Origin of the sequence: Delftia sp. UME58, from assembly GCF_014170385.1 — a bacterium.
GTDB lineage: Bacteria > Pseudomonadota > Gammaproteobacteria > Burkholderiales > Burkholderiaceae_C > Comamonas > Comamonas acidovorans.
Genome location: NZ_LZZV01000032.1, coordinates 78,455 through 97,933, shown reverse-complemented (window position 1 = coordinate 97,933; position 19,479 = coordinate 78,455). Strand labels below are relative to the sequence as shown.

Annotated in this window: 17 protein-coding genes and 1 tRNA gene; 13 read left to right on the top strand and 5 right to left on the bottom strand. The window is 67.2% G+C overall.

Going from position 1 to position 19,479, the window contains the following annotated elements:
• Positions 1–118: 118 nt before the first annotated feature.
• The 3 genes from A9976_RS11090 (at position 119) to A9976_RS11080 (ending at position 2,225) form a co-directional block, all read left to right on the top strand.
• Entirely contained in the window at positions 119–571 is a 453-nt protein-coding gene (locus tag A9976_RS11090) for a hypothetical protein (RefSeq protein ID WP_259649178.1), read from the top strand.
• A 62-nt stretch (positions 572–633) separates the two neighbouring features.
• Positions 634–1,269 carry a superoxide dismutase gene (locus tag A9976_RS11085; RefSeq protein WP_183019055.1) on the top strand — a complete coding sequence of 212 codons (636 nt, stop codon included), beginning with the start codon at positions 634–636 and terminating at the stop codon, positions 1,267–1,269.
• Positions 1,270–1,304: 35 nt separating this feature from the next.
• The gene (locus A9976_RS11080) at positions 1,305–2,225 is read left to right on the top strand and encodes a ZIP family metal transporter (RefSeq protein ID WP_183019054.1); all 921 of its coding nucleotides are present in this window, start codon (positions 1,305–1,307) and stop codon (positions 2,223–2,225) included.
• Between the two features lie 24 nt (positions 2,226–2,249).
• Here A9976_RS11080 and A9976_RS11075 read toward each other — a convergent pair whose 3' ends face one another.
• Complete coding sequence (locus A9976_RS11075) at positions 2,250–2,981, bottom strand: IclR family transcriptional regulator (RefSeq protein WP_183019053.1); 732 nt, start codon at positions 2,979–2,981, stop codon at positions 2,250–2,252.
• A 158-nt stretch (positions 2,982–3,139) separates the two neighbouring features.
• Between A9976_RS11075 and A9976_RS11070 the strand changes: the two genes are divergently transcribed.
• The 3 genes from A9976_RS11070 to A9976_RS11060 all read left to right on the top strand — a co-directional run bounded on the left by A9976_RS11070 (position 3,140) and on the right by A9976_RS11060 (position 6,590).
• Complete coding sequence (locus tag A9976_RS11070) at positions 3,140–4,093, top strand: hydroxymethylglutaryl-CoA lyase (RefSeq protein WP_183019052.1); 954 nt, start codon at positions 3,140–3,142, stop codon at positions 4,091–4,093.
• Between the two features lie 39 nt (positions 4,094–4,132).
• Positions 4,133–5,389, top strand: a complete 1,257-nt coding sequence (locus A9976_RS11065; protein WP_183019051.1) for a CaiB/BaiF CoA-transferase family protein — start codon at positions 4,133–4,135, stop codon at positions 5,387–5,389.
• Positions 5,390–5,534: 145 nt separating this feature from the next.
• Complete coding sequence (locus A9976_RS11060) at positions 5,535–6,590, top strand: tripartite tricarboxylate transporter substrate binding protein (protein ID WP_183019050.1); 1,056 nt, start codon at positions 5,535–5,537, stop codon at positions 6,588–6,590.
• 96 nt (positions 6,591–6,686) lie between these two features.
• On the opposite strand, the gene A9976_RS11055 is transcribed toward A9976_RS11060, so the two are convergent.
• On the bottom strand, positions 6,687–9,278 hold the full coding sequence (locus A9976_RS11055) for an arginine/lysine/ornithine decarboxylase (protein WP_183019049.1): 2,592 nt from the start codon (positions 9,276–9,278) through the stop codon (positions 6,687–6,689).
• A gap of 150 nt (positions 9,279–9,428) precedes the next feature.
• Between A9976_RS11055 and A9976_RS11050 the strand changes: the two genes are divergently transcribed.
• Together A9976_RS11050 and A9976_RS11045 are read left to right on the top strand one after the other, a co-directional pair.
• Positions 9,429–9,854 carry an NfeD family protein gene (locus A9976_RS11050; protein WP_183019048.1) on the top strand — a complete coding sequence of 142 codons (426 nt, stop codon included), beginning with the start codon at positions 9,429–9,431 and terminating at the stop codon, positions 9,852–9,854.
• 100 nt (positions 9,855–9,954) lie between these two features.
• A complete protein-coding gene (locus tag A9976_RS11045) occupies positions 9,955–10,872 on the top strand; it encodes an SPFH domain-containing protein (protein WP_183019047.1) in 918 nt (305 codons plus the stop codon).
• Positions 10,873–10,917: 45 nt separating this feature from the next.
• Here A9976_RS11045 and A9976_RS11040 read toward each other — a convergent pair whose 3' ends face one another.
• Entirely contained in the window at positions 10,918–11,322 is a 405-nt protein-coding gene (locus A9976_RS11040) for a tautomerase family protein (RefSeq protein WP_183019046.1), read from the bottom strand.
• Positions 11,323–11,495: 173 nt separating this feature from the next.
• On the opposite strand from A9976_RS11040, the gene A9976_RS11035 reads away from it, so the two are divergent.
• Together A9976_RS11035 and A9976_RS11030 are read left to right on the top strand one after the other, a co-directional pair.
• A complete protein-coding gene (locus A9976_RS11035) occupies positions 11,496–12,473 on the top strand; it encodes a LysR substrate-binding domain-containing protein (RefSeq protein WP_183019045.1) in 978 nt (325 codons plus the stop codon).
• 13 nt (positions 12,474–12,486) lie between these two features.
• Positions 12,487–12,576 (top strand) — tRNA-Ser (locus tag A9976_RS11030).
• A 128-nt stretch (positions 12,577–12,704) separates the two neighbouring features.
• Here the strand turns inward: A9976_RS11030 and A9976_RS11025 are convergent.
• Both A9976_RS11025 and A9976_RS11020 read right to left on the bottom strand, forming a co-directional pair.
• Positions 12,705–13,772 (bottom strand): 2,3-butanediol dehydrogenase, encoded by a 1,068-nt coding sequence (locus A9976_RS11025; protein ID WP_183019044.1) that lies wholly within the window; start codon positions 13,770–13,772, stop codon positions 12,705–12,707.
• A gap of 69 nt (positions 13,773–13,841) precedes the next feature.
• Positions 13,842–15,644, bottom strand: a complete 1,803-nt coding sequence (locus tag A9976_RS11020) for an NAD(P)/FAD-dependent oxidoreductase (RefSeq protein WP_183019043.1) — start codon at positions 15,642–15,644, stop codon at positions 13,842–13,844.
• Positions 15,645–15,964: 320 nt separating this feature from the next.
• On the opposite strand from A9976_RS11020, the gene A9976_RS11015 reads away from it, so the two are divergent.
• From A9976_RS11015 to A9976_RS11010, 3 genes are all read left to right on the top strand, one after another.
• Entirely contained in the window at positions 15,965–17,914 is a 1,950-nt protein-coding gene (locus A9976_RS11015) for a sigma-54-dependent Fis family transcriptional regulator (protein ID WP_183019042.1), read from the top strand.
• A 108-nt stretch (positions 17,915–18,022) separates the two neighbouring features.
• Positions 18,023–18,145, top strand: a complete 123-nt coding sequence (locus A9976_RS31375; RefSeq protein WP_013803059.1) for a hypothetical protein — start codon at positions 18,023–18,025, stop codon at positions 18,143–18,145.
• A gap of 229 nt (positions 18,146–18,374) precedes the next feature.
• A complete protein-coding gene (locus A9976_RS11010) occupies positions 18,375–19,478 on the top strand; it encodes a GGDEF domain-containing protein (RefSeq protein WP_259649177.1) in 1,104 nt (367 codons plus the stop codon).
• Position 19,479: the final 1 nt, after the last annotated feature.

Genomic DNA, 19,479 nt, shown 5'->3' with positions numbered 1-19,479 from the left:
ATAATACAATTCTCAGATCAATATCAAAGAACCTCTGGAAAACTCGGAGCCAGCAGATATGCAAGCAACCTCTGACCTCAGTCTGCCCTCTCCCGTCCCGGCACCCTCCGAAGCATCCTTGAATCAATGGGAGCAGCTGGCGCGCCGCGCCCATGGGCATTTCCATGCCGGCCAGATCGAAAGCGCGCTCGCCATGCAGATGAAGGCCCTGCATGTGGCGCAGCGCCTCATCGCCGGCCCGCTGCCGGCGGAACATGCCGATCACTGCATGGCCGCCTGGGTGGTCTCCCACCACAACCTGGCCGAGCTGCTGGCATTGCGCCAGCAGCCCGCATTGGCCATCGAATATCTGTGCGAGGCGCACCAGGGCCTGCTGGCCCTGGGGGATGCGCGCCACCATGCGGCCGCCGTGTGCAGCGCCGCCTGGCGCCATATGCGCGAAACCCATTCAGCCCTGCTGCAGTGGCAGCGCCAGCACGGCAGCCAGCCCCGGATCGATGCAGCGCTGCAGGCCTCGGCCCGCGTCTTCGACTGCACAGCCACGGCCCTGCCGCCCCGGCTGGCGCATTGATTGCCGCCGCACAGACATCGCAACCCACCGATTTTTTCCCCGTAGTCCCTGAAAGAAACCACATGAGCAACTACACCCTGCCTCCCCTGAACTACGCCTACGACGCGCTGGAGCCCCATATCGATGCGCAGACCATGGAGATCCACTACACCAAGCACCATCAGGCCTATGTGAACAACCTGAATGCCGCGCTCAAGGACACGCCGCACGGCAGCCAGCCCGTGGAGCAGTTGATCGCCGACCTGCCCCTGCTGCCCGAAGGCGTTCGCGGTGCCGTGCGCAACAACGGCGGCGGGCACGCCAACCACAGCCTGTTCTGGACCGTGATGGCCCCGGTGGACCAGGGCGGCGGCGGTACTCCCTCGGGCGAATTGGCACAGGCCATTGACCGGGAACTGGGCGGCTTCGATGCCTTCAAGGCCGCCTTCACCCAGGCCGCGCTCACGCGCTTTGGCAGCGGCTGGGCCTGGCTGGTGGTGGGCAAGGACGGCAAGCTGGCCGTGGAAAGCAGCGGCAACCAGGACAGCCCGCTGATGGTCGGCATCGGCTCCGGCGCCACCCCCATCCTGGGCCTGGACGTGTGGGAACACGCCTACTACCTCAAGTACCAGAACCGCCGCCCTGAATACATCGCGGCGTTCTACAACGTAGTCAACTGGGCCGAAGTGGCCCGCCGCTACGCCGCCGCACGCGGCTGAACGGTCTGCAACGCCAACCTCTGACCTCGACCAGCATGGATCTGCCACAACGCTTCCGCTCCAAGACCAGCGTACGGTCCAACATCCGCCTGTGGATAGGCCTGGCCATCATGATGGCCGGCGCCTGGGCGCTCACCAGCCAGTTCTGGGCCTATGCGCAGAACCATCCGGTGGTCTTCCAGGCCCTGGCCGGAGGCTCGGCCGCCGCGCTGGCGACCGCACTGGGCACCGTGCCCGTGATGCTGTCCCAGCGCCTGTCCGAACGCACGCAGGACACCCTGTTCGGCTTTGGCGCCGGCGTCATGCTGGCCGCCTGTGCCTTCTCGCTGATCCTGCCAGGACTGGAGGCCGTGCGCACCCAGGAACTGCTCGGCGGCGGCGGCTGGGCGGCTGGCGGGATCATAGGTTCGGCCATCCTGATGGGCGGTGCCGCCCTCATGCTCATGGACAGGCTCCTGCCCCATGAGCACTTCATCAAGGGCCGCGAAGGCCTGGACCCGCAAGGCGCGCGCAAGCTGCAGCGCACCTGGCTGTTCGTCTTTGCCATCACCCTGCACAACCTGCCCGAAGGCCTGGCCATCGGCGTGGGCTATGCGGGCAACGACGGACTGCGCGCCAATGCGCTGGCCACGGGCATCGCCATACAGGACGTGCCCGAAGGCCTGGTGGTGGCCGTGGCCCTGCTGGCCGCAGGCTACAAGCGCAGCTTTGCCGTGCTGCTGGGCATGGCCTCCGGCCTGGTGGAGCCCGTGGGCGCCGTGCTGGGTGCAGCCGTCGTGAGCGGCTCGGCAGCCATGCTGCCCTGGGGCCTGGGCTTTGCAGCGGGCGCCATGCTGTTCGTGATCAGCCACGAAATCATTCCCGAGTCGCACCGCAAGGGCCACGAAGCCTTTGCCACGGGCGGCCTGATGCTGGGCTTCGTGCTGATGATGGTGCTGGACACGGCCCTGGGCTGAGGCCGCGCACCGCGCACTCCTGGCTCAGGGCAGCAAAAGCCCCAGTTCCCGCGCCGCCGCCAGCACATGGCGGGCGTGGCGCTCTTCATAGCGGTGGGCTGGCATGGTCAGTGTCAGTGCCGCTGCCAATTCCCCATCGCGCTTGAACACGGGGGCCGAAATCCCGGCGATCTCGCGGTGCCGATCTCCCACCATGGCGCAGTAGCCATCGGCGCGCACACGGGCCAACTGCGTGCGGCTGCCGCCGCGCGATGCGGCATACAGTTCGGTGTCGAAAGCCGACAGCACGCGCCCGCCTGCGCCCTGGCCCAGCGGCAGCAGATCGCCCGTGCGTGCATGGTCGCGCACGGGATGGGGCGAATCCACGCGGTACAGGCACAGCCGGTCCTGGCCCTGGCGCACGTGGTAGGCCGCACTCTCGCCCGTGGCCTGCACCAGGGTACGCAGCACGGGCATGACCACGCTGTCCAGCGAAAAATGCCGGGCATAGACGGTGTTCAGCCGCGCCACCGCCGGGCCCACGGCGTAGCGGCCGTCATCCATGCGCAGCGCCCAGCCGCCATGCTCAAGAGAGGCCAGCAGCCGCAGCACCGTGCTCTTGTACAGGCGCGTGCGCTCCGACAACTGGGCCAGCGTCAGCCCGTCATCACCGTCGCGGAACGCTGCCAGCAGGCTCAAGGCCCTGTCCACGGCCGCCACGCCGCCCGGCGCGGCATTCTCATCGGCCACCGATTCCGTCACTGATTTGCGAGGCATAGAAAGGCATCCAAGGGAAAACCCCAGGCACGCAGGCTTGACGATGGCGCGTGCAGCAGAGAATATTTCAATAGAGAGAATAAAGTTCTATCTATTAGAACAACATAGAGCCCCGATGTCAACAGGCGAATCTCGCCACCATCGACACCCACCACCGGATGCAACTGCCCATGTCCTCCCACCGTTTTGACGTACTCATCAGCGAAGTCGGCCCGCGCGATGGCCTGCAGTCCGTGGCCTCCACCATGTCCACGGCGCACAAGCTGGCCTGGATCGCCGCCCTGGCCCATGCGGGCCTGCAGGAGATCGAGGTCGGCTCCTTCGTCTCGCCCAAGCTGCTGCCTCAGATGGCCGACGCGGCCGAGGTCGTCGCCCACGCCATCACGCTGCCCGGCGTCACCGTGATGGCCCTGGCCCCCAATCTGCGCGGTGCCGAGGCCGCGCTGCGCGCCGGCGCCCACAAGGTCACGCTGCCCGTCTCGGCCAGCCCCGCGCACTCCATGGCCAATGTGCGCAAGACGCCCATGCAGATGGTGGACGAGGTGCGGGCGATTGCCGCGCTGCGCGACGAGATCGCGCCGCAGGCCCTGATCGAGGCGGGCATCTCCACGGCCTTCGGCTGCACGCTGCAGGGGCTGGTGCCCGAGGACGAAGTGATTGCACTGGCCCTGGCCTGCGTGGCGGCGGGCGCCGATGAATCGGGCCTGTCCGACACCACGGGCATGGCCAACCCGACCCAGGTGCGGCGCCTGTTCACACGGCTGCGCGCCGAGCTGGGCGGGCATGCAGGCGCGGCCCACATGCACAATACGCGCGGCCTGGGCCTGGCCAACTGCCTGGCCGCCTACGAGGCCGGCGTGCGCACCTTCGATGCCTCGCTGGCCGGCCTGGGCGGCTGCCCGTACGCGCCCGGCGCCTCGGGCAACGTGGTCACCGAAGACCTGGTCTTCATGTTCGAGGCCATGGGCATACGCACCGGCGTGGACATCGATCGCCTGGTCGCCGCCCGCCAGCCGCTGGCCGCAGGCCTGCCCGGCGAGGAGCTGCACGGCATGACGCCGCTGGCCGGACTCCCCAAGGGCTTTGTGCCCCACCACTACGCGCAGGCCTGAACGGCAGCGCCCACCCACCCATTCATCCACCGTTTTCCCATGAGCCAAGATTCCTCCCCCGGCACCCCTGACAGCGCCGCAGGCCAGGCCGCGCCCCTGCCCTACGCGGGCATCCGCGTGGTCGAGTTCACCCACATGGTCATGGGCCCGTCCTGCGGCATGATGCTGGCCGACCTGGGCGCCGAAGTCATCAAGATCGAGCCCGTGGGCCACGGCCGCGACGGCGATGCCACGCGCAAGCTGCTGGGCTCGGGCTCGGGCTTTTTCCCGCTGTTCAACCGCAACAAGAAAAGCCTGACGCTGGACCTGCAGACCGAGGAGGGCAAGCAGGCCGCGCTGCGCCTGATCGCCACGGCCGACGTGGTCTGCGAGAACTTCAAGCCCGGCACCATGCGCAAGCTGGGCCTGGACTACGACAGCCTCAAGGACCGCTTCGAGCGCCTCATCTACGTGAGCCACAAGGGCTTTCTGCCCGGCCCCTACGAGCACCGCACGGCGCTGGACGAAGTGGTGCAGATGATGGGCGGCCTGGCCTACATGACGGGCCGCCCCGGCGACCCGCTGCGCGCAGGTGCCAGCGTCAACGACATCATGGGTGGCATGTTCGGCGCCATGGGCGCCATGGCCGCCCTGGCCCAGCGCGAGAAGACCGGCCGCGGCCAGGAAGTGCAAAGCGCGCTGTTCGAGAACAACATCTTCCTGGTCGCCCAGCACATGATGCAGTTCGCCGTCACCGGCAAGCCGGCCGCGCCCATGCCGGCACGCATCTCGGCCTGGGCCATCTACGACGTGTTCGAAGTCCGGGACGGCGAGCAGATCTTCCTGGCCGTGGTCAGCGATGGCGCCTGGCGCCTGTTCTGCGACGCCTTCGGCCTGGGCGAGCTGCGCGACGATCCGCGCCTTGGCAGCAACAACGACCGCGTGCTGGCGCGCAGCTGGCTGATGCCGCTGCTGCGCGAGAAGATGGCCCCGCACAGTGCCGCCCACATTGCGGAGATCTTCGAGAAGAACGGCCTGCCCTTCGCGCCCATCGCACGCCCGCAGGACCTGCTGGAAGACCCGCACCTGAACGCCACGGGCGCGCTGGCCCCCATCACCCTGCCCGATGGCCGCGAGACCAAGACCGTGCTGCTGCCCTTCACGCTGGGCGGCAAGCGCCTGGATGTGCGCCTGTCGCCGCCGCGCCTGGGCGAGCACAGCCTGGAGATCCTCACCGCCCTGGGCTACAGCAGCGAGCAGGCCCAGGCCCTGGCGCGGGGCGACGCCACCGACAGCCACGCCAAGGCTTCCCACTGAAGCCAGGCTGAGCCACTGAAGGCGCCGCCGTCCACCCGGCGCGCGGCGCCCCTGCAACCTTGCACCCCATCCACCCCACACCGGACGCCGCTTGCCGCGCGCCCGGCGGGGAGGCCTTTTCCCAAAAATTCCCGGAGACAACACCATGCCCGCCATCCACCGCAACCCGGCCACCCAAAACCGGACACAGGCACAGACCCAGGCCAGCCCTCGTTCCGCCCCGCGCCGCCAGTGGCTGCTGTGCGTCCTGCCCGCACTGGCTGCCGCCCTGCTCCCGCTGGCGGCCCGGGCCCAGCCTGACCACTGGCCCTCACGCGCCGTGCGCATGGTCGTGCCCTACACGCCGGGCGGCGGCACGGACGCGGTCGCGCGCCAGATCAGCGAGCGCGTGGGTACGCTGAACAAATGGACCGTGGTCGTGGACAACAAGCCCGGCGCGGGCGGCAACATCGGCCTGGATGCCGTGGCCAAGTCCGCGCCGGATGGCTATGCCTTCGGCATGGGCCAGACCGCCAACCTCGCCATCAACCCCGCCCTGCTGCCCAGCATGCCCTTCAACCCGCGCACCGACCTGATCCCCGTGGCCCTGGTCGCCGCCCAGCCCACGGTGCTGGTCGTGCCGCAGGACTCGCCATGGAAGTCGGTGCAGGACCTGGTCAAGGCCGCCAAGGCCGACCCGGGCGGCATCCGCCAGGGCCTGGCATCGACGGGCACGGTAGGCCACCTGGCCGGCGAGATGCTGGCCTTCAAGGCCGGCATCCAGGTGCTCAACGTGCCCTACAAGGGTGCGGCGCCGGCCGTGACCGACCTGCTGGGCAGGCAGACGCACTACATGTTCGGCACGCCCCAGGCCGTCTATCCGCTGCTCAAGGGCGGCAAGCTGCGCGCCCTGGCCGTGACCTCGGCCAAGCGCCTGCCCATCCTGCCCGAGGTGCCCACGGTGGCCGAGTCGGGCTATGCAGGCTTCGAGGCCGTGGACTGGAAGCTCATCGTCGCGCCCAAGGGCACGCCGGCTGCCATCGTGCAGAAGATGAATACCGCCGTGAACGCGGCCCTGCAGCAGCCCGCCGTGCAGCAGCAGCTGCAGGCCGAGGGCAGCACGGCCCTGGGCGGCAGCATCCAGGATGCCGCCCAATACCTGCTCAAGGAACAGACGGACTGGGCCGCGCTGATCCGCGACGCAAAGATACGCCTGGAGTGACCACGGAATAACGACGCCGCAGCGGCGCAATGAAAAAGGCGCGGAACCCCTTTCGGCACCCGCGCCTTTTTGATGGACCGTCAGCCGGCCCGGCGATCAGATCGTGCGGCCGAAGGGACCATCGTCCCCCACCTGCACCATCTTGCGGCCGCGCGCAGGCTTGGCTGCGGTGCCGACTTCAGGCGCTGCGGGCTGCGCCTTGCGCGCTGCGGGGCGCTTGGCAGGCGCCTTGACCGCGGCGGCCTTGGCAACCTTGGCGGCCGGCTTGGCTGCCGGTTTCGCGGCTGCCTTGGCAACTGTCTTGGCGGCTGTCTTGGCCGCGGTCTTCACGGCCTTCTTCGCAGCAGGCTTGCCACCTGCCGGCGTCTTGCGGGCCGGCGCGGTCCCGGCCACGCAGTCGGCGTAGTAGCGCACTTCGCCATCTTCGCCTTGCAGTTCCACCAGGCCGTGGATGTCGGTCTCGAAGCCCGGGCACTCCTTGGCGAACTCGCGCGCAAACAGCAGGTAGTCAACGATCTTGCGGTTGAACACTTCGCCGGGAATCAGCAGCGGAATGCCGGGCGGGTACGGCGTGACCAGGCCCACGGTGATGCGGCCTTCCAGGTGATCGATCTCCACGCGCTCGGTCTTGCGCTGCGCGATGTGGGCGTAGGCATCGGTGGGCTTCATGGCGGGCTGCAGGTCCGACAGGTACATCTCGGTCGTCAGGCGGGCGATGTCGTACTTGGCGTACAGCTGGTGCACGTGCTGGCACAGGTCGCGCAGGCCCATGCGCTCGTAGCGGCGGTGCTGCTGGCAGAACTCGGGCAGGATGCGCGCCAGCGGCTGATTGCGGTCGTAGTCGTCCTTGAACTGCTGCAGCGCCGTCAGCATGGTGTTCCAGCGGCCCTTGGTGATGCCGATGGTGAACATGATGAAGAACGAGTACAGGCCCGTCTTCTCCACCACCACGCCGTGCTCGGCCAGGTACTTGGTCACGATGGAGGCGGGGATGCCCGTGTCCGAGAAATCGCCGTCCAGGTCCAGGCCCGGCGTCACGATGGTGGACTTGATCGGGTCCAGCATGTTGAAGCCGTCGGCCAGCTCGCCGAAGCCGTGCCAGTTGTCGAACTCCTTGCCGTTCTTGGCCTTGGAGCGCTTGGGTGCCGCGTCATGGCCGCGGATGATCCAGTCCTGGGCCGAGCCCACGCCTTCATCGGCCAGCTTCTCGGGGCCCCAGACCTCGAACCACCAGTCGTCGTCGCCGAACTCGTCCTCCACCTTGCGCATGGCGCGGCGGAAGTCCAGCGCTTCCAGAATGGACTCCTCCACCAGGGCCGTGCCGCCGGGCGGCTCCATCATCGCGGCGGCCACGTCGCAGCTGGCGATGATGCTGTACTGCGGGCTGGTCGAGGTGTGCATCAGGTACGCCTCGTTGAACAGGTGGTGGTCCAGCTTTTCGGTCTGGCTGTCCTGCACCAGCACATGCGAGGCCTGGCTGATGCCGGCCAGCAGCTTGTGGATGGACTGCGTGGCATACACCACCGAGTGCTTGGGGCGCGCGCGCTTCTTGCCCATGGCGTGGTAGCTGCCATAGAACGGGTGGAAGGCAGCGTGCGGCAGCCAGGCCTCGTCGAAGTGCAGGTTGGCCACATAGCCGTCCAGCATGCTCTTGATCGTCTCGGTGTTGTAGAGCACGCCGTCGTAGGTGGACTGCGTCAGCGTCAGCACGCGCGGCTTGACCGTCTTGGCATCCACGCCCTTGAGCAGCGGATTGGCCGCGATCTTGGCCTGGATGGACTCCACCGAGAACTCGCTTTGCGGGATCGGGCCGATGATGCCGAAGTGGTTGCGCGTGGGCTTGAGGAACACCGGAATCGCACCCGTCATGATGATGGAGTGCAGGATGGACTTGTGGCAGTTGCGGTCCACCACGACCACGTCGCCGGGCGCCACGGCGTGGTGCCACACGATCTTGTTCGACGTGGACGTGCCGTTGGTCACGAAGTAGCAATGGTCGGCATTGAAGATGCGGGCGGCATTGCGCTCGCTCTCGCCGATGGCCCCGTTGTGGTCCAGCAGCTGGCCCAGTTCCTCCACCGCGTTGCACACGTCGGCGCGCAGCATGTTCTCGCCGTAGAACTGGTGGTACATCTGGCCCACGGGGCTTTTCAGGAAGGCCACGCCGCCCGAGTGACCGGGGCAGTGCCAGCTGTAGGAGCCGTCTTCCGCATAGTCCAGCAGCGCCTTGAAGAACGGCGGCTGCACGCCTTCCAGGTAGCTCTTGGCCTCGCGGATGATGTGCTTGGCCACGAACTCCGGCGTGTCCTCGAACATGTGGATGAAGCCGTGCAGCTCGCGCAGGATGTCGTTGGGCAGGTGGCGGCTGGTCTTGGTCTCGCCGTAGATGTAGATCGGCACATCGGCGTTCTTGCGGCGCACTTCGCCGATGAAGCTGCGCAGGCTGTGGATCACGGGATCGGTTCCGCCATCGCCCAGCGAGAACTCCTCGTCATCGATGGACAGAATGAAGGCACTGGCCCGGCTTTGCTGCTGCGCGAATTGCGACAGGTCGCCGTAGCTGGTCACGCCCAGCACCTCGAAACCTTCTTCCTCGATGGCCTGGGCCAGGGCGCGGATGCCCAGGCCCGAGGTGTTCTCGGAGCGGTAGTCCTCGTCGATGATGACGATGGGAAAGCGAAACTTCATGGGGGCAGCCTCCGTAACCTGAGCGGGCCTAAAAAACGAAACAGGCGCGAAGTGTAAGGAATATCCTTATTGCGCCTTTGAAGCGTGCGGATTTTCACCCAGAATGGGCTGCACTAAACACAAGCAACTGTCACAAAGGGAGTCTCTCGCATGGAATATTCCACCATCTGGTGGCTAGTCGCCGGCGCCTTGGTCATCGCCGAGCTGCTGACCGGCAGCTTCTATCTGCTGATGCTGGCGCTGGGCGCCATCGTCGGCGCACTGTGCGCGCATGCGGGCCTGGCGCCCATTGCACAGATCATCGCCGCCGCCGCGCTGGGCAGCGCCTTCGTGCTGGCCTGCCATCTGGTGCGCCGCCGCCAGCCCAGCCGCCAGCCGGCATCGAGCAACCGCGATGTCAACCTCGACATAGGCGAGTCCGTCATGGTCGAGCAATGGAATTCCGACGGCACGGCCCAGGTCCGCTACCGTGGCGCCCAATGGACCGTGATCGGCCGCCCGGGCAACCTGCCCTCGGCCGGCATGCACCGCGTGGCCGAGGTCGTCGGCAACCGGCTGCTCGTGGACAAGCTCTGAGCCACCGCCCCGCCTCTTGCGCACACCTGGGGATGCAGTCCTCGCGCCCCTTCGCCTCACCCTCTTGTTTCACTGAATGCCCTCCGGGCTTGGAGACACCATGGAAATCGCCATCGTCATCGCCGTCATCGCGGCCATCTTCATCGCACGCTCCGTCAAGGTCGTGCCCCAGCAGCACGCCTGGGTCAAGGAACGCCTTGGCAAGTACGCCGGCACGCTGACCCCGGGCCTGAACTTCCTCGTGCCCTTCGTGGACCGCGTGGCCTACAAGCACAGCCTCAAGGAAATCCCGCTGGACGTGCCCAGCCAGGTCTGCATCACGCGCGACAACACCCAGCTGCAGGTGGACGGCATCCTCTACTTCCAGGTCACCGATCCCATGCGCGCCAGCTACGGCTCGTCCAACTACATCATGGCCGTCACCCAGCTGGCCCAGACCTCGCTGCGCAGCGTGATCGGCAAGCTCGAACTGGACAAGACCTTCGAGGAGCGCGACATGATCAACGCCCAGATCGTCTCGGCCATCGACGAGGCCGCGCTCAACTGGGGCGTGAAGGTGCTGCGCTATGAAATCAAGGACCTGACGCCGCCCGCCGAAATCCTGCGCTCCATGCAGGCCCAGATCACGGCCGAGCGCGAAAAGCGCGCCCTGATCGCAGCCTCCGAAGGCCGCCGCCAGGAACAGATCAACATCGCCACCGGCGAGCGCGAAGCCTTCATCGCACGCTCCGAAGGCGAGAAGCAGGCCGTCATCAACAAGGCCCAGGGCGAGGCCGAATCCATCAAGGCCGTGGCAGACGCCACGGCCCAGGCCATCGAACGCGTGGCCAACGCCATCCGCCAGCCCGGCGGCGAACAGGCCGTGCAGCTCAAGGTGGCCGAAAAGGCCGTCGAGGCCTACAGCCAGGTGGCATCGGACGCCACCACCACCTTGATCGTTCCCAGCAACATGACCGAGGTATCGAGCCTGATCACCTCGGCCATGAAGATGATCCAGACCGGGCAGCGCACCAGCTGAGATCCGCCGCAACCCCACGAAGAACGGGCCATCGCGGCCCGTTCTTCATTGCGCGCCGGTCTGCTGCACCAGTGCCATGGCGAAGCGCCCATGGCCCACGGACCAGTCCGAGTAGTCGTTCTCATGCATGAAGATGAACACATCGGCCGGCTCAACCCCGGCCCCCTCGTGCAGGTTGCGCGCAATGGCCGCATACAAGGCCTTCTTCATCGCATCGCTGCGTCCGCGCCGCATGGTGATCTCGACCACCACCAGCGCATCCGAACGCGCCACCCCGTTGAAACTGCGGCTGAACGCGAACTGCCCGGGAGCGTACGGGTGCACCATGTTGAACAGCTCGTCCTCGGGCATGCCAATGCCTTGCACCAGCGCCTGGTGGATGCCCTGCACGACGGCATCGCGCTGGGAAGTGGAGGTGGACTGGGGCAGATAGGTGTGGACGAAGGGCATGGTGCTATGTGCTTTAGGATCGAATGGAGAGGGGGAGTCCGGCCAGAATCCACGCAGGATTGCCGGCCGAAGCGGCAAATCTATCCACCGGCCCATTGCCTGAAAAGCGATGATTTGGCCGGTTCTATGTACCTGGAACTCACATAGCCTCCACCCGCCCCGTGACCCGACCCATGACCCGCCGCCTGCCCCCGCTGGCCGCCCTGCGCGCCTTTGAAGCTGCCGCACGCCTGGGCCGCATGACGGCGGCGGCAGACGAGCTGTGCGTCTCGCCCGGCGCCGTCAGCCGCCAGGTACGGCAGCTGGAGCAGCACCTGGGCCTGGCGCTGTTCGCGGGCACCAAGGCCCGCCCCACGCTCACCGCAGCGGCGCGCACCCTGCAGCCCGCGCTCACCCAGGCCTTCGAGCAGATCCAGGAGGCGGTGCGCAGCCTGGGCGACGCCCACGAGGGCCCGCTGGACGTGGCCTGCTTCAGCACCTTCACCGTCAAATGGCTGATCCCCCGGCTGTTCGACTTCCACGCGCACCATCCCGGCATCGAAGTGCGCCTGCGCACCACGGACACCGGCACCGACGCTGCACGCGAAGGCTGCGACCTGCTCATCACGGCCATCCCCACCGACTGCGGCAGCAGCGGCAACAGCGGCCAGGCCATTGCAGACGACGAGATGGCCCTGCCGCTTTTCGACGAATACCTGGGCCCCGTGATGTCCCCCGCAATGGCCGGGCTTGTCGCGCGGCCCCAGGACCTGGCCAGCCTCCCCTTGCTGCACACGCGCGGCCGGCGCAACGCCTGGGACCTGTGGGCCGCCTCCATGGACATGGCCCCGCCCGCAGCGGCCGGCCCCGTCTACGAGCACTACTACTTCACGCTGGAAGCGGCGCTGCGCGGCCTGGGTGCAGCCGTTGCTCCCTGGCACCTGGTGATGGACGACGTGCAGGCCGGCCGCCTGCTGGCACCCTTCGGCTTCACGGCCTCCGGCTACCGCTACCTGGCACTGCGCCGCAGCACCGCCGCGCCTGCCCGGCTCGACACCCTTTGCACGTGGCTGCAGGCGCAGGTGCGGGCCATGCCGCAAGTGCCAGCCGTCCAAGGCGTGCCGCTCACGCAGGCAGGAAACTTCGCCGCCACCCCCGAAAATCGATGCTAGAATCGCGGTCTTCGGAGAGGTGGATGAGCGGTTTAAGTCGCACGCCTGGAAAGCGTGTGTGGGCTAATCCCCACCGCGGGTTCGAATCCCGCCCTCTCCGCCAAAATGATCTAAGCCCTTGATTGATTCAATCAAGGGCTTTTTTCTTTGTACAGCGTGACCACCTGGCAGGCATCAGGCGAACCCGCGCGTGATCGCAGCGGGTTCGATTCCTCAGGCCTGCCGCCCGGCCTACCTGAGCCGTGGCTGCACGATGATCTTCACCGCCGATTCGTTGTTGTGAATCAGCGTGTCAAAGCCCTGCGCCACCAGGTCATCGAGCTGGATGCGCTGGGTGATGAAGGGCTCGAGGTTGATCTTGCCCTCCTCGACCAGCTTGATGGTTTCCTGGTGGTCGTTGCAGTAGGCAATGGTGCCGCGCACGTCCAGCTCCTTCATGACCACGCTGTGCACGTTGATGGTGGCCGGGTGGCTCCAGATGGACACGATCACCACCACGCCCGTGGCCTTCGTCACGGCCACCAGCGTGTCCAGCACCTTGTTCACGCTGGAGCATTCGAACGACACATCCACGCCCTTGCCGCCGGTGAGCTTCATCACTTCGGCCACCACATCCACTTCGGAGGGGTCCAGGATGTGATCGGCCACGCCCGATTCACGCGCCTTCTGCTTGCGCTTGGCGCTCAGTTCGGTGATGACGACGGTCAGGCCCTTGGCCTTCAGGATGGCCGACAGCAGCAGGCCGATGGGGCCTGCGCCGCCGACCAGCGCCACATCACCCGCCTTCGCTCCGCTGCGGGTATAGGCATGGTGGCCCACGGACAGCGGCTCGATCAGCGCGGCCTGGTCCAGCGGAATGGCATTGGAGATCGGGTGCACCCAGCGGCGCTTGACCGCAATCCGCTCGGACAACCCGCCGCCACGCCCGCCCAGGCCGATGAAATTCATGTCCTTGGACAGGTGGTAGTGGTCGCCCGGACCCGTGGGCACGTCGTCGGCCACGATGTAGGGCTCCACCACGACGTGCTGGCCGACCTCGATATCGTCGACGCCCGCGCCCACGGCGTACACCACGCCGGAGAACTCGTGCCCCATGGTGATGGGTGCGGACTCGCCCGAGATGGGGTGCGGATGGCCGCAGGGCGGAATGAAGATCGGCCCTTCCATGAACTCATGCAAATCCGTGCCGCAGATGCCGCACCAGGCCACCTCGATGCCCACGGTGCCGGGCTCCACCACGGGTTCGGGTATGTCTTCGATGCGGATATCGCCCCGGTCGTAGAAACGTGCTGCTTTCATGATTGAACTTTCTGTTTTGCAAGGCTGGGTTGGCGGGCGGCACAGCCGCCCCATGGCGATTATTCGGCCTTACCGCAGGTGATGAACTTGCTGCAGGTCATAGACACGCACTGGCAGGCCTTCCTGGCGCGCCTTGAGCTGCAGCGCCAGGTACAGCGAATAGTGGCGCGACTGGTGCAGGTTGCCGCCGTGGAACCACAGCGCCTCTTGCTGCGTGGGCTTCCACATGTTGCGCTGCTCGCCCTCCCACGGTCCCGGGTCCTTGGTCGTGTCCGAGCCCAGGCCCCAGACCTTGCCCACCTTGTCTGCCACCTCCTGGCTGATCAGGTCGGCCACCCAGCCGTTCATGGAGCCATAGCCGGTCGCGTAGACCACCAGGTCCGCCGGCAGCTCGGTGCCATCGGCCAGCACCACCGCGTTTTCCGACAGGTGGCTGATCTGCTTGCCCGCCTGCAGCTTGATGCTGCCATCGATCACCAGATCGCAGGCCCCCACGTCGATGTAGTAGCCCGAGGCGCGGCGCAGGTACTTCATGAAAAGGCCCGAGTCGTCATCACCGAAGTCCAGCATGAAGCCCGTCGCCTCCAGCTTGCGGTAGAAGTCCGCGTCGCGCTCGCGGATGCGGTCGTACACCGGCACCTGGAAGTCGGCCATGATGCGGTAGGGCAGCGAGGCGAAGATCAGGTCCGCCTTCCTGGTCGTCACGCCGCTGGCCACGGCGCGCTCCGAATACAGGTCGCCCAGGCCGATGTCCATCAGCGAATCGGAGCGCACGATGTGCGTGGACGAGCGCTGCACCATGGTCACATCGGCGCCGTGCTCCCACAGCGCCGCGCAGATGTCGTGCGCTGAATTGTTGGCGCCTATCACCACCACCTTCTTGCCCGCGTAGGCGTCCGGGCCATGGTGCTGGGACGAGTGCTGCTGCTCGCCCTTGAAGACGTCCTGGCCCTTGATCTTGGGCACATTCGCCTTGCCCGACATGCCGGTGGCGAACACCACATGCCTGGGGCGCAGCACCTGCGTCTCGCCGTTGCGCTCCACGGTGACTTCCCATTCCTGCCTGTCCTCATCGAAGCGGGCATTCAGGCAATCGGTGGAGGGCCAGTAGTTGACCTCCATCACCTTGGTGTACATCTCCAGCCAGTCGCCGATCTTGTCCTTGGGCGCGAACACGGGCCAGTTGTCCGGGAATGGCATGTACGGCAGGTGGTCGTACCAGACCGGATCGTGCAGGCACAGCGATTTATAGCGGTTGCGCCACTGGTCGCCAGGGCGCGCCTGGCGGTCGATGACGATGTGCGACACCCCCAGCTGGCGCAGTCGCGCACCCAGCGCAATGCCGCCCTGGCCACCGCCGATGACGAGCACGAAAGGCTGGCTGTCGCGGCCCAGCTCCTCGGCCTCCTGCTGGCGGCGCTCAAGCCAGGTCTGGCGGCCGCGCCGGATGCCGTGCTCGGCACCCATCGGGCGGCGCGTGCCCATGGGTTCCTCATGGCCCTTGAGCTCCTGGGCGGCCGTCAGCAGCGTCCAGATGCGCCCGTCCCTGATGCGCACATGGCCGCCGCCGCGCGCATGGCGCGTGTCGATCACGATCCAGGCGGACACCACGCCATCGGCCTCCTCCACCGCTTCGCGCTCGTCCAGCGAAAAGCGCACGGGCGCCGCGGCATCCAGTTGCGCGGCCAGCATGTCGGCGATCTGGCTGCGCCCTTCCATGGTCTTGATGTTCCAGGTCAGCAGCACCAGATCGCGCCAGTAGCACTCGTCGGCGAACAGGCCGCTGGCGGCCGCGAAGTCGCGGTCCCCCAGGGCATGGTTGAGTTGGTCAAGCAGCGCCTGGGCGCGGGCGTTGGCTGTCGTATCGGTCATGGTTGTCTCCTTGATGCGGTCATGCCCGCTGGTTTTTCTTCGGGCAGGCGCTCTTACGCAATCACCATGCCAGACAGACCTGGCGGCAGGAGGCGCCAGACAAATCAAGGGGTTGCCGGCGTCCCTCCGGTACAAACCCTGCGCCTTGCGCCCCGCTGCCCGGCGTTGCCGCCCGCGACAGGTGGGGCAGCCATGCGACACCTGTCGCACCAGGCGTGCTGCAGCGCAACAGGAGCAGTGGGTAAGTCTTGATTGGCGCTGCACCGCACAGGGCACAGAATCGTCTGCGGCACGTTCAAAGCCCGCATCGACTCCACGCCATGCCCCTGCAGTCCTACGCCTCGCACATCCAGGAAATCGAAGCCTTCGGCCTGGGCTACTCCAACCGCGGGCAAGAGCGCGACCGCGCCGTGCTGCGCAGCTGGCGCCGCTGCATCGACTCCCACCGGCTCGACCCGGCGCATACCAGCGAAGCCCACATCGTCACCGATGGCCAGTTGCGCGCGCACCGCGAGGAATCCGAGCCGCTGATCCACATTGCCCGCCATGCGCTGGAGCGGCTGTACCAGCAGCTCAAGGGCCTGGACTACGTGCTGCTGCTGGCAGACCGGCACGGCGTGGCCGTGGACTTCCTCGGGCACGAGGCCGACGCCGGCGACCTGCGCCGCGCAGGCCTGTACCTGGGCGCGCAGTGGCGTGAGGACCACTCGGGTACCTCGGCCGTGGGGGCCTGCCTGGAAACGGGCGAGGCGCTGACCGTGCACCAGAGCGATCATTTCGACTTCACCCACACCGGCCTGTCCTGCACGGCCGCGCCCATCTACGACATGCACGGTGAACTCGCAGCGGTGCTGGACCTGTCGCTGCTGCGCTCGCCCGCCGAGCGGGCCAGCCAGAACCTGGCGCTGAACCTCGTCGTGGCCGCCGCACGGCGCGTGGAGCAGGCCAACCTGATGGCCCAGTCCGGCCAGGACTGGGTGGTGCGCCTGGCGCAGTCGCCCGATTTCCTCGACGTCGATCCCGACGCCTCCATCAGCGTGGACGCACGGGGCCGCATTCGCGCCATGACCCACGCGGGCGCCCGCCTGCTGGTGGCCGCAGCGCAGCTGGACTGGCGCCAGCGCCAGAAGCTCATCGGCCAGCCGCTGGAGCGCTTCTTCGACGTGGACCTGCGCCACCTGCCCGAGCTGCGCCGCCATCGCCCGGCGCAGGAGCGCATCATCCGCGCCCGCGACGGCAGCATCCTCTTCGCCCATGCCATGGAGCCACAGCACCCGACGCGCCGCCTGCGCGCGCAGGCAACGCCGGCGCAGCCTCCGCTGCCGGCAGCACTGCAGGCGCTGGACACGGGCGATGCCAAGCTGCAGACGCTGCTGCGCAAGGCCGCACGGCTCGCACCGCAAACGCTGCCCATCCTGGTGCAGGGGGAGACCGGCGCAGGCAAGGAATACCTGGCCCGCGCGCTGCATGCCTGCAGCGGCCGCAGCGGTGCCTTCGTCGCCATCAACTGCGCAGCCATTCCCGAGGCACTGCTGGAAAGCGAGCTGTTCGGCTACCTGCCCGGCACCTGGACCGGCGGCGCCAGCAAGGGCCGCGAAGGGCTGATCGCAGCGGCGCACGAAGGCACGCTGTTCCTCGACGAGATCGGCGACATGCCACTGGCCCTGCAGGCCAAGCTGCTGCGTGTCCTGTCCGAATCCGAAATCACCCCGCTGGGCGCCCGCGCGCCACGCGCGGTGTCCGTGCGCTTCATCTCCGCCTCGCACCGGCCGCTGGCAGAGCTGGTGCGGCGCGCAAGCTTCCGCGAAGACCTGCTCTACCGCCTCAACGCCGCCGAGCTGCACCTGCCCGCGCTGCGCCAGCGCAGCGACCTGCAGGCCATTGCCGACCAGATGCTGGCCACACTGGCCAGCCATCTGCACCTGGGCGATGCGGCCCGCGCCCTGCTGGCCGCGCACGCCTGGCCCGGCAACCTGCGCGAGCTGCACAACGCGCTGCGCTACGCCGCAGCCCTGTGCGGGCACGATGGCGACGGCAGCATCGAGCCCGACCACCTGCCCGATGCGCTGCACGGCACCCCGCCCTGCACCGCCACCCTGGCCCACAACACCAGCGAGCCCGCCGCACAGGCGCTGGAGCAACTGCTTGCCCAATGCCAGGGCAACGTCTCAGAGGCCGCACGCCAGCTCGGCGTCAGCCGCTCCACCATCCACCGCCGCATCCAGCAGCTGCAGCTTGGCGTGCGGCATGCCCAATGGCGCGGGCCATAGGGCCGAGCGGCAACCGGAAAGCCCGCCGCATCGCTGACACGGTGTTACAGCAGCGGTGGCGTTCGCCAGTAGATTGTTGCGCTTCGTCCATTGCAGCCCCAAAACAAGATGAAACCCAAGATCAACTTCATTGAACGCGAGCGCCTGTTCCGGCGGGAACTGAAACGGCGAAAGGTCAGGTTCCTGCCCATGCAGGTATTGCGCCGGCTGTTCGAGAAGGCAGGTGTCTGAGCCAGACAGATCGCCGCGCCCGGCATGCGCGGCGCCGTTGCCTTGACCCGCGGACGGCATCGCGGCCGTTCGGCACACCACTAGAATCGCAACAGACCAGCGTGGACGGGGAGCCGATCGCCCAGCCCGCGCGCCCCAAGACCCACAGGCACCCCACGCAGGCGCACACACAAGCCAGAGGAGCTCGATGCCCCATCTTGACCTTCGCTCCCTGGCCGTCATGGCGGGAATGATCGGCATGGTCATGGGTGTTGTGCTCCTGGGTCTGCGCCGGACCTACCCGCCATCGATAAGAGGCATGGGCCTTTGGGGTGCGGCACCCTTGCTGTGTGCGGCCTCCACCCTCTTCTACGGTCTGGATGGCGTACTGCCGACCGCACTGGTGGCTTCTGTCGGCAACGGGCTGCTGCTGGCGGGCGTCACCCTCTTCCTGCTTGGAAGCGAGCGTTCGCTGGGCCGCCCCTCTTCGGCACGCAAATGGACCGCGGTGATTGCCGGAGTCCTGGTGCTGCTGGCCCTGCTCACCCATGTCTACCCGGACTACCGCGTGCGCGTGCTGATTTTCAGCGGTTGCCTGGCCGCCATCGTCATCGAGCACGCACGCCTGCTGGGGCAGCATGGCAAGGGATTCGCCACACGCTTCACCGCCGCAGTGCTGTGGGTGCAGGCCCTGGTGCTGATGGGCCGGGCCGTTTCCACCCTTTGGCTGGATCAGGCGGATACCCACAGGTTTGCGCAGTCCACGGTCCAGACCCTCTACATTGCCACTTTCAGCTTCTCGGTCCTGCTGGTGAGCATCGGTGCCTTGCTGATGGCCGGTGAACGGGTGCGCGCCGAGTTCGAGTACCTGGCCACGCACGACGCACTGACAGGGGCGCAGACGCGTCGATCGACACTGGCGGCCTGCTCCGAGGAACTGGCCCGCTGGAACCGCTATGGCAAGCCCTTTTCACTGTTGATGCTCGATATCGACCACTTCAAGCGCATCAACGACGGGCATGGGCATTTGACGGGAGACCGCGTTCTGTCCCATTTCGTCAGACTCATGCAATCGCAACTGCGATCGGCGGACCGGCTCGGGCGTTACGGCGGCGAGGAATTCATCGTGCTGCTTCCCGAGACCGATGCCGAAGGTGCCAGCGCCCTGGCAGAACGCATGCGGGCCGCGCTGGACGCATCGCCCGCGTCCTCGGATATGCCGCATTGCACCGTCAGCATCGGAGTGACCACCATCCAGCCCGGCGACACCACGGTGGATGAACTGATATCGCAGGCGGATGCGGCCCTGTACGCCGCCAAGGCGAAGGGCCGCAACCGGGTTCATGTCGGCTGAA

Coding starts and splice junctions, on each gene's coding strand:
- A9976_RS11010 (WP_259649177.1), top strand. CDS start 18,375: ATGATCGGCATGGTCATGGGTGTTGTGCTCCTGGGTCTGCGCCGGACC.
- A9976_RS11075 (WP_183019053.1), bottom strand. CDS start 2,981: ATGCCTCGCAAATCAGTGACGGAATCGGTGGCCGATGAGAATGCCGCG.
- A9976_RS11035 (WP_183019045.1), top strand. CDS start 11,496: ATGACCCGCCGCCTGCCCCCGCTGGCCGCCCTGCGCGCCTTTGAAGCT.
- A9976_RS11040 (WP_183019046.1), bottom strand. CDS start 11,322: ATGCCCTTCGTCCACACCTATCTGCCCCAGTCCACCTCCACTTCCCAG.
- A9976_RS11020 (WP_183019043.1), bottom strand. CDS start 15,644: ATGACCGATACGACAGCCAACGCCCGCGCCCAGGCGCTGCTTGACCAA.
- A9976_RS11045 (WP_183019047.1), top strand. CDS start 9,955: ATGGAAATCGCCATCGTCATCGCCGTCATCGCGGCCATCTTCATCGCA.
- A9976_RS11025 (WP_183019044.1), bottom strand. CDS start 13,772: ATGAAAGCAGCACGTTTCTACGACCGGGGCGATATCCGCATCGAAGAC.
- A9976_RS11055 (WP_183019049.1), bottom strand. CDS start 9,278: ATGAAGTTTCGCTTTCCCATCGTCATCATCGACGAGGACTACCGCTCC.
- A9976_RS11080 (WP_183019054.1), top strand. CDS start 1,305: ATGGATCTGCCACAACGCTTCCGCTCCAAGACCAGCGTACGGTCCAAC.
- A9976_RS11085 (WP_183019055.1), top strand. CDS start 634: ATGAGCAACTACACCCTGCCTCCCCTGAACTACGCCTACGACGCGCTG.
- A9976_RS11070 (WP_183019052.1), top strand. CDS start 3,140: ATGCAACTGCCCATGTCCTCCCACCGTTTTGACGTACTCATCAGCGAA.
- A9976_RS11050 (WP_183019048.1), top strand. CDS start 9,429: ATGGAATATTCCACCATCTGGTGGCTAGTCGCCGGCGCCTTGGTCATC.
- A9976_RS11015 (WP_183019042.1), top strand. CDS start 15,965: ATGCCCCTGCAGTCCTACGCCTCGCACATCCAGGAAATCGAAGCCTTC.
- A9976_RS11060 (WP_183019050.1), top strand. CDS start 5,535: ATGCCCGCCATCCACCGCAACCCGGCCACCCAAAACCGGACACAGGCA.
- A9976_RS11065 (WP_183019051.1), top strand. CDS start 4,133: ATGAGCCAAGATTCCTCCCCCGGCACCCCTGACAGCGCCGCAGGCCAG.
- A9976_RS31375 (WP_013803059.1), top strand. CDS start 18,023: ATGAAACCCAAGATCAACTTCATTGAACGCGAGCGCCTGTTCCGGCGG.